Origin of the sequence: Cellulomonas sp. Root485, from assembly GCF_001426705.1 — a bacterium.
Lineage (GTDB): Bacteria > Actinomycetota > Actinomycetes > Actinomycetales > Cellulomonadaceae > Cellulomonas.
The window spans coordinates 403908-416414 of sequence record NZ_LMFC01000003.1 but is presented as its reverse complement, the minus strand read 5'-3'; the positions used below and the strand labels follow the sequence as shown (position 1 = coordinate 416414).

Here is a 12507-nt window from a genome sequence, read left to right as displayed (position 1 = left end):
GCGGCTCCGCGCATTCCCGGTGCGGGCGTGACATGCCCGACGCCCGACGCCCGGCCCCGTGGGAGGAGGTGTGGGAATTCGGTTGGTAGAGTCTTGACCAAATCTTCAGTGCATCGCGGGGGCGCTCTCTGTCGCTCCTGACGCGTGCCCGCACCTGTGCCTGACCTCGAGAACCTGACGACCCCGACCGACCGACCACCCGCCCTACAGGACGGAGCCGGACGTGCTTCTGCTGCTCGCCGTTCACCTGGCTGCAGCCGTCGTCGCGCCCGCTCTGGTCCGCTGGATGGGCCGTAAGGCGTTCTGGGTCCTCGCGCTCGCCCCCGCCTCCGCCGCCGTGTGGGCGCTGTCGTGGACGTCGCGCGTGCAGGCCGGGAACGGCCCGGTCGAGAACGTCGAGTGGATCCCCGTCCTCGGCCTGGATCTCACGTTCCGGCTGGACACGCTGTCCTGGCTGATGACGCTGATCGTCGGCGGCGTCGGCGCCCTGGTGCTCATCTACTGCGCGGCGTACTTCAAGACGAGCGCGTCGGGGCTGGGCCGTTTCGGTGGCGTGTTCGTCGCGTTCAGCGGCGCGATGCTCGGCCTGGTCACCGCCGACGACCTGCTGCTGCTGTTCACGTTCTGGGAGCTCACGACGGTCACGTCGTACCTGCTCATCGGCCACTACGCCGAGCGCAAGGCGAGCCGGCGCGCGGCCATGCAGGCCATCGTCATCACGACCGCGGGCGGCCTGGCGATGCTCGTCGGGCTGGTGCTGCTGGGCGAGGCCGCGGGCACCTACCTGCTGTCGGAGGTCATCGCGAACCCCCCGCAGGGCACCACCGCGGTGACGGTCGCCATCGTCTGCCTGCTGGCCGGGGCGGTGACCAAGTCGGCGCTCATCCCGTTCCACTTCTGGCTGCCCGCGGCGATGGCGGCACCGACGCCGGTGAGCGCGTACCTGCACGCGGCCGCGATGGTGAAGGCCGGTGTCTACCTGGTCGCCCGGTTCGCCCCGGCGTACTCGACGGACCCCACGTGGGTGTGGATCGTCGTCGTGCTCGGCTGCGGGACCATGCTGCTCGGCGGCTACCGGGCGCTGCGGCAGCACGACCTCAAGCTCATCCTCGCGTTCGGCACCGTCAGCCAGCTGGGCCTCATCGTGCTGCTGGTGGGTCTGGGCACGAAGGCGACCGCGCTCGCCGGTCTGGCGATGCTCGGCGCCCACGCGATGTTCAAGGCGGCCCTGTTCCTCGTCGTCGGCGTGGTCGATGCCGCCACCGGCACGCGTGACCTGCGGCGGTTGTCGGGGGTCGGCCGCGAGCTCAAGCTGACGGCGCTCGCGGGCGCCCTGGCGACGGCGTCGATGATCGGGCTGCCCCCGTTCGCGGGGTACGTCGCCAAGGAGGCGGGGCTCGAGGCGCTCGGACACCTGGACGACACGACGGCCGGGATGATCGTGCTGGTCGCGGTCTCGGTCGGCTCGGTGCTGACGGTCGCCTACGGTCTGCGGCTGTGGTGGGGCGCGTTCTCCACCAAGCCCGCCGTGGTGCCGGAGGCCGTGAGCGAGTCGACGGAGCCGGGCACCTCGATCCACGAGGCCGCGCACGACGAGGCCGAGCCCGCGCCCATCACGCACCCGTCGCTGCTGCTGGTGTGGCCGGCGATGATCCTCGCGGTCCTCGGCCTGGCCGTCGCGCTCCTGCCGCAGCTGGGCGAGCACCTGCTGGCGCCGTACGCGGACACCTACCCCGAGGGCGAGCCCGGGCACCTGGTCCTGTGGGCAGGGTTCACGCCGACGTTCGTCCTGACGCTCGCGATCCTGCTGTCCGGCGCGCTGCTGTTCGCGATCCGCGACCGCGTCGAGCGCTGGCAGACCGCCGCCTACCACGGGCCCGAGGCGGACCGGGTGTACCGGCGGTTCATGCGGCGGCTCGACGACGTCGCGGCCGACGTCACCGCGGTCACCCAGCGCGGTTCGCTGCCGCTCTACCTCGGACTGATCCTCGTCGTGTTCGTCGTGGCGGTCGGCGGCACGGCGCTGGCCAGCACCGTCTTCCCGTCGCAGGTCCGGTGGTGGGACACGCCCGCGCAGCTGGTGTTCGCGGCGGGTGTGATCGCGTCGGCGCTGCTGGTGACCCGGGCGCGACGCCGGCTCAAGGCCGTCATCCTGCTGGGCATCGGCGGCTACTCGGTGGCCGGCCTGTTCCTGCTGCACGGCGCCCCCGACCTTGCCCTGACGCAGGTGCTGGTGGAGACGGTGACCCTGGTCGTCTTCGTGCTGGTCCTGCGCCGGCTGCCCCCGTACTTCTCCGACCGACCGCTCGCGGCCAGCCGCTGGGTGCGCCTCGCGCTGGGGCTCGCCGTGGGCCTCACGGTCGCCGGGATCGCGCTGGTGGCACCCGGTGCGCGGATGCACCTGCCGGTCTCGAAGGACTTCGCCGAGGAGGCGTACAGCTTCGGGGGCGGCAAGAACATCGTCAACGTGACCCTGGTCGACATCCGGGCATGGGACACGATGGGCGAGATCTCGGTGCTGCTGGTGGCGGCGACGGGGGTGGCGTCACTGGTCTTCCTCTCGCGCCGGGCCGGGGCGATCTACCGGGCCGACGAGGCCCGCACCGAGCGGGCCGTCTGGGGCGGCGTACCGGACCCCATGGCGGCGCTGCGGCGTCCGGGCGGCGACGACGCCCCGGTGGACGCCGGCGGGATGGTGGCCGACCGTGACGAGTCCGCGGTGCCGTCGAGCGCCGCGCGCGGCCGCGAGTGGCTGCACGCGGGACGGACCCTGGCCCCGCAGCGGCGGTCGGTGATCTTCGAGGTCGTCGTCCGGCTGCTCTTCCACACGATGATCGTGTACTCGGTCTACCTGCTGTTCAGCGGCCACAACGCTCCCGGCGGCGGTTTCGCGGCGGGCCTGGTGACGGGCATCGCGCTGATCGTCCGGTACCTCGCGGGCGGTCGGTACGAGCTGGGCGAGGCGGCCCCCGTGCAGCCGGGTCTGCTGCTCGGTCTCGGGCTGTTCCTGTCCGCCGGGGTCGGCCTGCTCGCGCTGCTGGCCGGGGGCGAGGTCCTGCAGTCCTGGATCATCGACATCCACCTGCCGGTCATCGGCGACCTCCACCTGGTGACGTCGCTCTTCTTCGACCTCGGCGTCTACCTGGTGGTCGTCGGCCTGGTGCTCGACATCCTGCGCAGCCTCGGGGCGGAGATCGACCGTCGCGCCGAGACGGGCGAGGACCCGGTCGGGGGCGACGCGGTCGGCGGCGACGCCGAGGGCGACGTGCCCGCGCAGGTCGGTGCCACCGCCAAGCCGGCCGGCTGGGACGGGAGCGTGCCGTGATCGACATGAGCCCGAACATCGTCCTCGTCGTCACCATCGGCGTGCTGTTCGCCGCGGGCGTCTACCTGCTGCTCGAGCGCAGCCTGTCGCGCGTGCTCATCGGCGTCATCCTCATCGGCAACGGCGCGAACCTGCTGTTCCTGGTGGCGGGCGGCGCGGCCGGTCGGCCCCCGATCGTCGGCGACGAGCCGGAAAGGCAGATGAGCGACCCGCTCCCGCAGGCGATGGTCCTGACCGCCATCGTCATCACGCTCGGCATGACCGCGTTCCTGCTGGCCCTGGCCTACCGCTCGTGGCAGCTGCACCGGCACGACGAGGTGCAGGACGACGTCGAGGACCGCCGCATCGCGCACCTCGCGGCCGTCGACGAGCGCGCCTTCGCCGACCTGGACACGGAGGTCGCCGCCGGGACGCTGGACGAGGAAGCGGCGGAAGCGCGCGACGAGACCGACCAGGGCGCGCCCGGGACGGTGCGCGAGGTGCGCCCGTGACCGACTACACCTGGCTCGTCCCGCTCCCCGTGGTCATCCCGCTGTCCGCCGCGGGCCTCGCGCTCGCGCTCTACCGGCGGCCGAACGTGCAGCGGTTCGTCACGGTGGTGGCGCTCGCGCTGGTGCTCGTCGCCAGCGTGGCCCTGCTCGTGCTCGCCGACGACGGCCCGCTCGTCGTGGACGTCGGCGGCTGGGCGGCTCCCGTCGGCATCGACCTGGTGGCGGACCGGCTCTCGGCGCTCATGCTCACCATCTCCAGCGCGGTCACCCTCTGCGTGCTCCTGTACTCCCTCGCGCAGGGCAACGAGGACGACGAGGAGTCCGCGCCGGTCTCCATCTACCACCCGACGTACCTGGTGCTGACGGCGGGCGTCGCCAACGCGTTCCTGTCCGGGGACCTGTTCAACCTCTACGTCGGCTTCGAGATCCTGCTGGCCGCCAGCTACGTGCTCATCACGCTCGGCGGGACCGGCGAGCGCATCCGTGCGGGGACCATCTACATCGTCGTCGCGCTGCTGTCCTCGGTGCTGTTCCTCGTGGCGATCGCGATGATCTACGCGGCCACGGGCACGGTGAACCTGGCGCAGCTGGCCCTGCGGCTGCCGGAGATCGATCCCGGCGTGCGGCTGGTCCTGCAGGTGCTGCTGCTGCTCGCGTTCGCCATCAAGGCGGCCGTGTTCCCGCTGTCCGCGTGGCTCCCGGACTCCTACCCGACCGCTCCTGCACCCGTCACGGCGGTGTTCGCGGGCCTGCTGACCAAGGTCGGCGTGTACGCGATCATCCGCACGCAGACGCTGCTGTTCCCGGACGGCCGGCTCGACGACGCCCTGATGTGGGCGGCGCTGGCGACGATGGTCATCGGGATCCTCGGCGCCGTCGCGCAGGACGACATCAAGCGACTCCTCTCGTTCACGCTGGTCAGCCACATCGGCTTCATGGTGTTCGGCATCGCGCTGGCGACCGACCTGGGGTACACCGCCGCGATCTACTACGTCGCCCACCACATCACCGTGCAGACCGCGCTGTTCCTGGTGGTGGGACTCGTCGAACGCGCCGGTGGGTCGACGTCCCTGACCAAGCTGGGCGGCCTGGCCAAGCTGACGCCGGTCCTCGCGATCCTGTTCTTCATCCCCGCCATGAACCTGGGCGGGATCCCGCCGCTGTCCGGGTTCCTGGGCAAGATCGGGCTCATCGAGGCCGGTGTGCAGCTGGGCACCCCGCTGGCGTACGTGCTCGTCGTCGGCAGCGTCGTGACGTCCCTGCTCACGCTCTACGCCCTGGTCAAGGCGTGGAACAAGGCCTTCTGGCAGACGCCCGAGGAGCCCCGGCCGCCGGTGCGGCTGCCCTTCGGCATGGTCGCCCCGACCGCGGCGCTCATCGTCGTCGGCCTGATGCTCACCGTCGCGGCAGGCCCGCTGTACGCCTACACCGAGCGCGCCGCCGTGTCGCTGACCGAGCGCACCCCCTACGTCGACGCCGTGCTGCCCGACGGCGAGCGCGGGCAGGGCGTGTCGGCCGACGTGGCCGAGGAACAGCCAGAGGGACAGCCATGAGCCTGCACCCGCGCCGGCACCGGTGGCGCACCCAGTGGGCGACGATCGTCTGGCTGACCGTCGTGTGGGTCTTCCTGTGGGGCGACCTGTCGGTGGGCAACGTGCTGGCCGGCCTGCTGATCGCGCTCGCCGTGACCACCGGCCTGCGCATGGCGCCCATCGACTTCCACGGACGGTTCCGGCCGCTGGGTTTCCTGCGGCTGTCCGCGCGGTTCGCCGTCGACCTGGTGAAGGCGTCGTTCGAGGTCAGCCTCATCGCGATCCGTCCGCGGTACGTGCCGCGCGGCGCGGTCATCGGCGTGCAGCTGCGCAGCCACTCCGACCTGTACCTCACGCTGACCGCCGAGCTGTGCTCGCTGGTCCCCGGCTCGCTCGTCGTGGAGGCGCACCGCCTGACCGGGATGCTCTACCTGCACGTGCTCGACGTGCGCCAGAGCGGCGGGATCGAGGCGGCACGGCAGTCGGTGCTGGACCAGGAGGAGCGGGTGCTGCGGGCGTTCGCGTCGGACGAGGAGCTGGTCGCGGCCGGGCTGGTGGGGGTGCGCACATGACCGCCGTCGTGTGGGTGTGCGGGGTGCTGCTCACCGTCGGGGCGGTGCTGGCCGTCGTCCGGGCGGAGAAGGGTCCGTCGATGCTCGACCGGACCATCGCGCTCGACATCGTGGTGACGACGATGATCGCCGCCGTCGCGCTGTACGCCGCGATCGAGCGCCGCACCGACGTCGTCCCGGTCCTCGTGGTGCTGTCGCTGGTCGGCTTCGTCGGGTCGGTGACCATCGCGCGGTTCGCCGCCGTGGAACCGGAGGGCGAGGGTCGCGTGCGGACGCGCGAGGAGATCGCCGCCCAGGAGGCCGAGCGGATGGACGCCGAGGACGAGGCCGAGGGCTCCCGCCGGACGGGTCGACGCGAGGGGTACGACGAGCACCACGGCGGCGGCGCCGAGGGGGAGGTCCGGGGATGACGCAGGACCAGTGGACGACCGTCGCCGACGTCGCCTCGGCGGTGTGCCTGCTCGGCGGGGCGTTCCTCGCGTTCGCGGCCGGGGTCGGCGTGCTGCGCTTCCCCGACCTGCTGGCGCGCATGCACGCGGGCACCAAGCCGCAGGTGCTCGGTCTCGCGCTCGTGCTGATCGGCCTCGCGCTGCGGCTGCGGTCGGGCGGCGCGGTGTGGGCGCTGGTGCTCGTGGCGGTGTTCCAGATGCTCACCGCACCCGTGGCGGCGCATATGGTCGGCCGCGCCGGCTACCGGACGGGCAAGGTCCGCAGCGACCTCCTGGTGGTCGACGAGCTGACCGACGACCAGGAACGTGCGCAGGTGCGGGACCAGGGTCGCCCGGACGACGACGACCCCCGAGACTGAGGGCAGGAGGACAGCGCGATGACGCGACCGGACGTGGTGGTGGTCGGCTCGGGCCCCAACGGGCTCGCCGCCGCCGTCACCCTCGCGCGCGCAGGCCTGCGCGTGACCGTCCTGGAGTCGCAGCCGACCGTCGGAGGCGGCGCGCGGACCCTCGACCTGGGCCTCGCCGAGGGTGTCACGCACGACGTCTGCTCCGCTGTGCACCCGATGGCCTGGGCCTCCCCGTTCTTCGCGAGCTTCGACCTGCGGTCCCGCGGGGTCGAGCTCCTGGTGCCCGAGGTGTCGTACGCGCACCCGCTCGCCGACGCGCGGGCCGGGGTGGCGTACCGGGACCTGGAGCGCACGGTCGAGGAGCTCGGCGTCGACGGTGCGGTCTGGCGGTCCCTGGTCGGCGGCGACGCGGCCGCCGCGGTCCGGGTGGCGCTGTCCGACAAGCGGTCGGTGCCCGTGGTCGACCCCCGCGCCGCGCTGCGGTTCGGGCTCGGCATCCTGGAGCAGGGCACGCGCGCGTGGGACCGCCGGTTCGTCGGCGACGTCGCCCCCGCCCTGCTCACCGGTGTCGCGGCGCACGCGATCTCGCGGCTCCCGTCGATCGCGGCCGCGGGCACGGCGCTCCTGCTGGGCACCCTCGCGCACGCCGCGGGTGGCTGGCCCATCCCGCGCGGTGGCTCCGGGGCGATCACTGCAGCACTGGTCGCGGACCTGGAGGCGCACGGCGGAATCCTCCGCACCGACCACCGGGTACGCCGCGAGGCCGACCTGCCGATCGCGCACTGCTACGTCTTCGACACCACCCCCCGCACGCTCGTCAACGTGCTCGGCCACCGCATCCCCCCGCGGGCGCGGGACGCGCTGGCCGCGTTCGAGTACGGCGACGCGGCGGCCAAGGTCGACTTCGTGCTCGACGGTCCGGTGCCGTGGACCGTGCGTGACGTCGGGCGGGCCGGCACGGTCCACGTCGGCGGCACACGCGCCGAGATGGCCCGCGCGGAGAACGCGGTCGCGCGCGGCGAGCACGCGGACCTGCCGATGACGCTGGTCAGCGACCCGACGGTCGTGGACGCGACGCGTGAGGCGCACGGCCGGCGCCCCCTGTGGACCTACGCGCACGTGCCGGCCGGCTCCGATGTCGACGTGACCGAGGCCGTCACCCGGCACATCGAGAGGTACGCCCCCGGGTTCCGGGACGTCGTCGTCACGTCCCGGTGCATCCCCGCGGCCCACCTGAGCGACCACAACGAGAACTACGTCGACGGCGACATCTCCGCGGGCCGCGCCAGCATCGGCCAGCTCTTCGCGCGGCCGACCCGACGGCTCGACCCGTACTTCTCCGGTCGTGCCGGGGTCTACCTGTGCTCGGCGTCGACCCCGCCGGGACCCGGCGTGCACGGGCTCGGCGGCTGGTACGCCGCGAAGCGGGTGCTGCGCGAGTTCGGGATCATGGCGCCGCCGAGCCTGGCGCCGTAGTCCGTCGCGTCAGTCCAGCGGGTTGAGGTCCGGGCCGTCGTCGACCTTCGCCGTGAACCGCGCGGTGCCGCGGGTGGCCAGCACCCGGGACATCGCGACGAGCGCCCCGGTGATGGCTGCGGCGGCGACGACCTCGGCCAGGCCGGCGTCGCCCTGGTCGTCGGCGGCCGGCGGCTTGTGCCCGGTCTTCGCCTTCCACGCCAGCCCGAGCACCTTCTGGACCACGAGGGCGGCGCCGAACGCGGCGGCCGCGCCGATGAGCTTGGCGACGATGGACTGGGTCTGCTTGTCGGTCACGGGAGCCTCCGGGTGTGGGTGACGTGGTCTGCGACGACCGTAGCCCGGTGCGCGCGCGTGCGCTGCTCAGCGGCGGCGTAGGATCACCGCGAACGACAGGGGAGCGTCGGACCCGCAGGGGTCTGGACGCTGAGAGTGCGGACCACCGCAGACCCTCGAACCTGATCCGGTTGATACCGGCGTAGGGAGTCGGGCTTCTCAGTCCTCGCGGGTGCTGCCCGCGATGACCCCCTCCTTTCCGACCAAGGAGGAGCAACACCCATGGCGAGGATCCACTCGCTTCTCGCAGTCGCCGGCGTCCTTGCCCTGGCGGGCTGCTCGGCCATCGGCACCGACGACGCCGCCCCCAGCGCGTCGACCGGCACCGTCACGCTCGTCACGCACGACTCGTTCGTGCTGTCCGACGGGATCCTCGACGCGTTCGAGGAGGAGTCCGGTCTCACGGTGGAGCTCGTGCAGCCCGGCGACGGCGGCGCGCTGGTGAACCAGCTCGTGCTCACCAAGGACGCCCCGCTCGGGGACCTGGTGTTCGGCATCGACAACTCGTTCGCCTCACGGGCGGTCGACGAGGGTGTCGTCGCACCGACCGAGGCCCCGGACGCGTTCGAGGGCGCCCTCGTGCCGGTCGACTACGGCGACGTCTGCATCAACGTCGACCACGCCTGGTTCACCGCCCAGGGCGTCGCGGAGCCGGTCACCCTCGAGGACCTGACCGAGCCGGAGTACAAGGACCTGCTCGTCGTGCCCAACGCCGTGACGTCGTCGCCGGGCCTGTCGTTCCTGCTGGCGACCGTCGGCGCGTTCGGCGAGGACGGCTGGGTGGACTACTGGACCGCGCTGAAGGCGAACGGGCTGAAGGTGGCCGACGGCTGGTCCGACGCGTACTTCACGGACTTCTCCGGCGGCGGTGGCGGCGGTCCCCGCCCGATCGTCCTGTCCTACGCGTCGTCGCCCCCGTCCACGGTGCCCGAGGGCGGCACGGAGCCGACGACCGGCGCCCTGCTCGACACGTGCTTCCGGCAGACGGAGTACGCCGGGGTGCTGGAGGGTGCAGCCAACCCCGACGGCGCGCAGCAGCTGCTCGACTTCCTGCTGTCCGACGAGGTCCAGGACGACATCCCGGTCTCCATGTACATGTACCCCGTGAGCCCCACGGCCACGCTGCCCGAGGAGTGGACCGCGTTCGCGCCCCTGGCGACCGACCCGTTCGAGGTCGCGCCCGAGGACATCTCCCAGAACCGTGAGGCGTGGCTGGCCCTCTGGTCGGAGACGGTGATCGGCTGACCATGTCCCTCTCGACGCTCACCCGGCCCGACGTTGCTGCAGCGTCGGGTCGGGGACGTGTCGTCGTGTTCTGGTCCGCAGCCGTCGCTCTGCCGCTGATCTTCTTGGGCGTCTTCTTCGCGTGGCCCGTCGCGGTGATGATCGCGAAGGGGTTCGTCGTCGACGGACAGCTGGACCTCAGCGGGTTCGCCGACGTGTTCTCGCGGCCGCGGACGTGGCGGATCGTCGGGCTGACGATCGCCCAGGCGACCCTCGGGACCGTGCTGAGCGTGCTGCTCGGGGTGCCCGGCGCGTACGTGCTGTACCGGCACACGTTCCGCGGGCGCACCCTGGTCCGCGCGTTCGTCACCGTGCCGTTCGTGCTGCCGACCGTCGTGGTCGGCGTCGCGTTCCGGTCGTTGCTCGTCAGCGGCGGGCCGCTCGGGTTCCTGCACCTCGACGGCACCTTCGCCGCCATCGTCGCCGCGCTCGTGTTCTTCAACTACGCGGTCGTCGTGCGGGCGGTCGGCGGGCTCTGGGAGCGGCTCGACTCACGCGCCGAGCAGGCCGCGCGGGCCCTCGGCGCGTCGCCGTGGACGGCGTTCCGCACGGTGACCCTGCCCCAGCTGACGCCCGCGATCGCGTCGGCCGCGTCGCTCGCCTTCCTGTTCTGCGCGACCGCCTTCGGGACCGTGCTGGTGCTCGGCGGTCTGCAGTTCGGCACGATCGAGACCGAGATCTGGATCCAGACGACCCAGTTCCTCGACCTGCGCGCCGCCGCCGTGCTGTCCGTCGTGCAGCTCGTCGTCGTCGCCGGGACGCTGATCGTCGCCGGCCGCGCACGGTCGCGCCGCGAGCAGGCGCTCGGGCTCACCCTGCCGTCCGCCTCCGTCCGACCGCTCCGGCTGCGTCGGCCCGCCGGCATGCCGCCCGGCGACGGGCACGCGCTCACCCTCGTCGCCACCGCCGTGACCGCGCTCGTCGTCCTCCTGCTGGCCCTGCCCCTGGTCAACCTGGTCGTGCGGTCGCTGCGGACCGGCGACGGCTGGGGGCTCGACCACTACACGGCTCTCGGTGGCTGGGGCACCACCGGCGGGTCGCTCTCGGTGACGGTCTGGCAGGCCACGGTGAACTCCCTGCGGGTCGCGCTCGACGCCACGATGATCGCGCTGGTCGTCGGCGGGCTCGTCGCGCTCGTGGTGTCCCGACGGCCCCGCCGTGCGGTCGGTCGCCGCGCGGTCGCCGGGCTCGACGCGTTGTTCATGCTGCCGCTCGGCGTCTCCGCGGTGACCGTCGGCTTCGGGTTCCTGCTGTCCATGCACCACCCGTTCGGGCTGCCCGTCGACCTGCGGACCAGCCCGCTGCTGGTGCCGATCGCCCAGGCGGTCGTCGCCGTGCCGCTCGTCGTGCGAGTGGTGCTGCCGGTGCTGCGCGCGATCGACCCGCGCCTGCGCGAGGCGGCCGCCACGCTGGGTGCCACGCCCGGTCGCGTGCTGCGGACCGTGGACCTGTCGATCGCCGGCCGGTCGCTGGGCCTCGCGGTCGGGTTCGCGTTCGCCGCGTCGCTGGGGGAGTTCGGCGCCACGTCGTTCCTGGCCCGCCCCGACCGGCCGACCCTGCCCGTGGTGATCTTCCGGCTCATCGGCCGGCCCGGACCGGAGTCCTACGGCATGGCGCTGGCCGCGTCGGTCGTCCTCGCGGTGCTCACCGCGGGGATCGTCGCCGCCTGCGAACGACTGCGCGCCCCCGGCGCCGGAGGTGAGTGGTGAACGGTCTGTCCCTCCAGGACGTCGTCGTCAGGTACGGCGCGGTGCCCGCGGTCGACGGTGTCTCGCTCGACGTGGCACCCGGTTCGGTCGTCGCCCTGCTCGGCCCCTCCGGCTGCGGGAAGTCGTCGCTGCTGCGCGCGGTCGCCGGGCTGGAGCCGCTGGCGGAGGGGACCGTGTCCTGGGACGGTGCCTCGCTCGCCGGCGTCCCCGTGCACCGGCGCGGGTTCGGGCTGATGTTCCAGGACGGGCAGCTCTTCGCGCACCGGACCGTCGGGGGGAACGTCGCCTACGGTCTGCCGGCCCGCTCGGCCGCTCGCGTCGCGGAGCTGCTCGAGCTCGTCGGCCTGTCCGGCTACGAGGACCGCGGCATCGCGACCCTGTCCGGCGGCGAGCGTCAGCGGGTCGCCCTGGCCCGCGCGCTCGCCCCCGCACCCCGGCTCCTGCTTCTCGACGAGCCCCTGTCCGCCCTCGACCGCGCCCTGCGCGAACGGCTCGCCGTCGACCTGCGCGCTGCGCTCGTCACCACCGGCACCACCGCCGTGTTCGTCACCCACGACCAGGACGAGGCCTTCGCCGTCGCCGACCGCGTCGCCGTCATGGCCGCCGGCCGGCTCCTCCAGGTCGACGCGCCCGCGGACCTCTGGGTCCGGCCGGCCACCCGTGAGGTCGCGTCGTTCCTCGGCTACGAAGCCTTCGTTCCGCTCGACAGCCCCGCCGCGGCGCCCCTGCGCGACGCCCTCGACGTGTCGCCGTCCGGCGCGACCCTCGCGCTCGCGGAAGGCGCGTTCGTCGTCGGGCGCACCGGCGTCGCCAAGGGCACCGTGCGCGGGGTCTCGTCGCGACGAGGACGGTCCGAGGTCCGTGTCGACGTCGACGGGATCGGCGTGGTCACCGCGCTCGGACCCGTCGGTGGGCGGTGGACCGTGGGCGACATCGTGGAGCTCGGTGTGGAGCCGGACGCGCTCGCGGTCCTCGACGCCTGA

11 protein-coding genes and 1 riboswitch are annotated in these 12507 nt (G+C 73.1%); of the genes, 10 read left to right on the top strand and 1 reads right to left on the bottom strand.

What is annotated here, in order from left to right:
• Positions 1-223: 223 nt before the first annotated feature.
• Genes ASD16_RS15730 through ASD16_RS15700 form a run of 7 tightly spaced genes read left to right on the top strand, consistent with a single transcriptional unit; the run spans position 224 to position 8195 of the window.
• Positions 224-3325: a Na+/H+ antiporter subunit A gene (locus tag ASD16_RS15730; RefSeq protein ID WP_055919492.1), complete on the top strand. Its 3102-nt coding sequence runs from the start codon at positions 224-226 to the stop codon at positions 3323-3325.
• A gap of 5 nt (positions 3326-3330) precedes the next feature.
• Positions 3331-3816, top strand: coding sequence for a Na(+)/H(+) antiporter subunit C (locus ASD16_RS15725; protein WP_055920605.1), 486 nt, complete (start codon positions 3331-3333; stop codon positions 3814-3816).
• Positions 3813-5369: a Na+/H+ antiporter subunit D gene (locus ASD16_RS15720; protein ID WP_055919489.1), complete on the top strand. Its 1557-nt coding sequence runs from the start codon at positions 3813-3815 to the stop codon at positions 5367-5369. The genes ASD16_RS15725 and ASD16_RS15720 overlap by 4 nt, the downstream gene beginning before the upstream one ends.
• A complete protein-coding gene (locus tag ASD16_RS15715) occupies positions 5366-5920 on the top strand; it encodes a Na+/H+ antiporter subunit E (protein ID WP_055919486.1) in 555 nt (184 codons plus the stop codon). Before ASD16_RS15720 ends, ASD16_RS15715 begins: the two co-directional genes overlap by 4 nt.
• Complete coding sequence (locus ASD16_RS15710) at positions 5917-6330, top strand: monovalent cation/H+ antiporter complex subunit F (protein WP_055919483.1); 414 nt, start codon at positions 5917-5919, stop codon at positions 6328-6330. Before ASD16_RS15715 ends, ASD16_RS15710 begins: the two co-directional genes overlap by 4 nt.
• On the top strand, positions 6327-6728 hold the full coding sequence (gene mnhG, locus ASD16_RS15705) for a monovalent cation/H(+) antiporter subunit G (RefSeq protein ID WP_055919479.1): 402 nt from the start codon (positions 6327-6329) through the stop codon (positions 6726-6728). The genes ASD16_RS15710 and mnhG overlap by 4 nt, the downstream gene beginning before the upstream one ends.
• 18 nt (positions 6729-6746) lie before the next feature.
• Positions 6747-8195, top strand: a complete 1449-nt coding sequence (locus ASD16_RS15700; protein ID WP_055919476.1) for an NAD(P)/FAD-dependent oxidoreductase — start codon at positions 6747-6749, stop codon at positions 8193-8195.
• Between the two features lie 9 nt (positions 8196-8204).
• On the opposite strand, the gene ASD16_RS15695 is transcribed toward ASD16_RS15700, so the two are convergent.
• Positions 8205-8492 carry a DUF4235 domain-containing protein gene (locus tag ASD16_RS15695; protein ID WP_055919474.1) on the bottom strand — a complete coding sequence of 96 codons (288 nt, stop codon included), beginning with the start codon at positions 8490-8492 and terminating at the stop codon, positions 8205-8207.
• Between the two features lie 87 nt (positions 8493-8579).
• A riboswitch (TPP riboswitch) is annotated at positions 8580-8697 on the top strand.
• Positions 8698-8753: 56 nt separating this feature from the next.
• On the opposite strand from ASD16_RS15695, the gene ASD16_RS15690 reads away from it, so the two are divergent.
• Genes ASD16_RS15690 through ASD16_RS15680 form a run of 3 tightly spaced genes read left to right on the top strand, consistent with a single transcriptional unit; the run spans position 8754 to position 12507 of the window.
• The gene (locus tag ASD16_RS15690; protein WP_055919471.1) at positions 8754-9776 is read left to right on the top strand and encodes a thiamine ABC transporter substrate binding subunit; all 1023 of its coding nucleotides are present in this window, start codon (positions 8754-8756) and stop codon (positions 9774-9776) included.
• A 2-nt stretch (positions 9777-9778) separates the two neighbouring features.
• The gene (locus ASD16_RS15685; protein ID WP_055919468.1) at positions 9779-11524 is read left to right on the top strand and encodes an iron ABC transporter permease; all 1746 of its coding nucleotides are present in this window, start codon (positions 9779-9781) and stop codon (positions 11522-11524) included.
• Positions 11518-12507 carry an ABC transporter ATP-binding protein gene (locus ASD16_RS15680; RefSeq protein ID WP_055919465.1) on the top strand — a complete coding sequence of 330 codons (990 nt, stop codon included), beginning with the start codon at positions 11518-11520 and terminating at the stop codon, positions 12505-12507. The genes ASD16_RS15685 and ASD16_RS15680 overlap by 7 nt, the downstream gene beginning before the upstream one ends.

What these genes read in the sequence shown, in the direction of transcription:
- ASD16_RS15710 (WP_055919483.1), top strand. Translation starts at nt 5,917, where the DNA reads ATGACCGCCGTCGTGTGGGTGTGCGGGGTGCTGCTCACCGTCGGGGCG.
- mnhG (WP_055919479.1), top strand. Translation starts at nt 6,327, where the DNA reads ATGACGCAGGACCAGTGGACGACCGTCGCCGACGTCGCCTCGGCGGTG.
- ASD16_RS15685 (WP_055919468.1), top strand. Translation starts at nt 9,779, where the DNA reads ATGTCCCTCTCGACGCTCACCCGGCCCGACGTTGCTGCAGCGTCGGGT.
- ASD16_RS15715 (WP_055919486.1), top strand. Translation starts at nt 5,366, where the DNA reads ATGAGCCTGCACCCGCGCCGGCACCGGTGGCGCACCCAGTGGGCGACG.
- ASD16_RS15700 (WP_055919476.1), top strand. Translation starts at nt 6,747, where the DNA reads ATGACGCGACCGGACGTGGTGGTGGTCGGCTCGGGCCCCAACGGGCTC.
- ASD16_RS15690 (WP_055919471.1), top strand. Translation starts at nt 8,754, where the DNA reads ATGGCGAGGATCCACTCGCTTCTCGCAGTCGCCGGCGTCCTTGCCCTG.
- ASD16_RS15725 (WP_055920605.1), top strand. Translation starts at nt 3,331, where the DNA reads ATGAGCCCGAACATCGTCCTCGTCGTCACCATCGGCGTGCTGTTCGCC.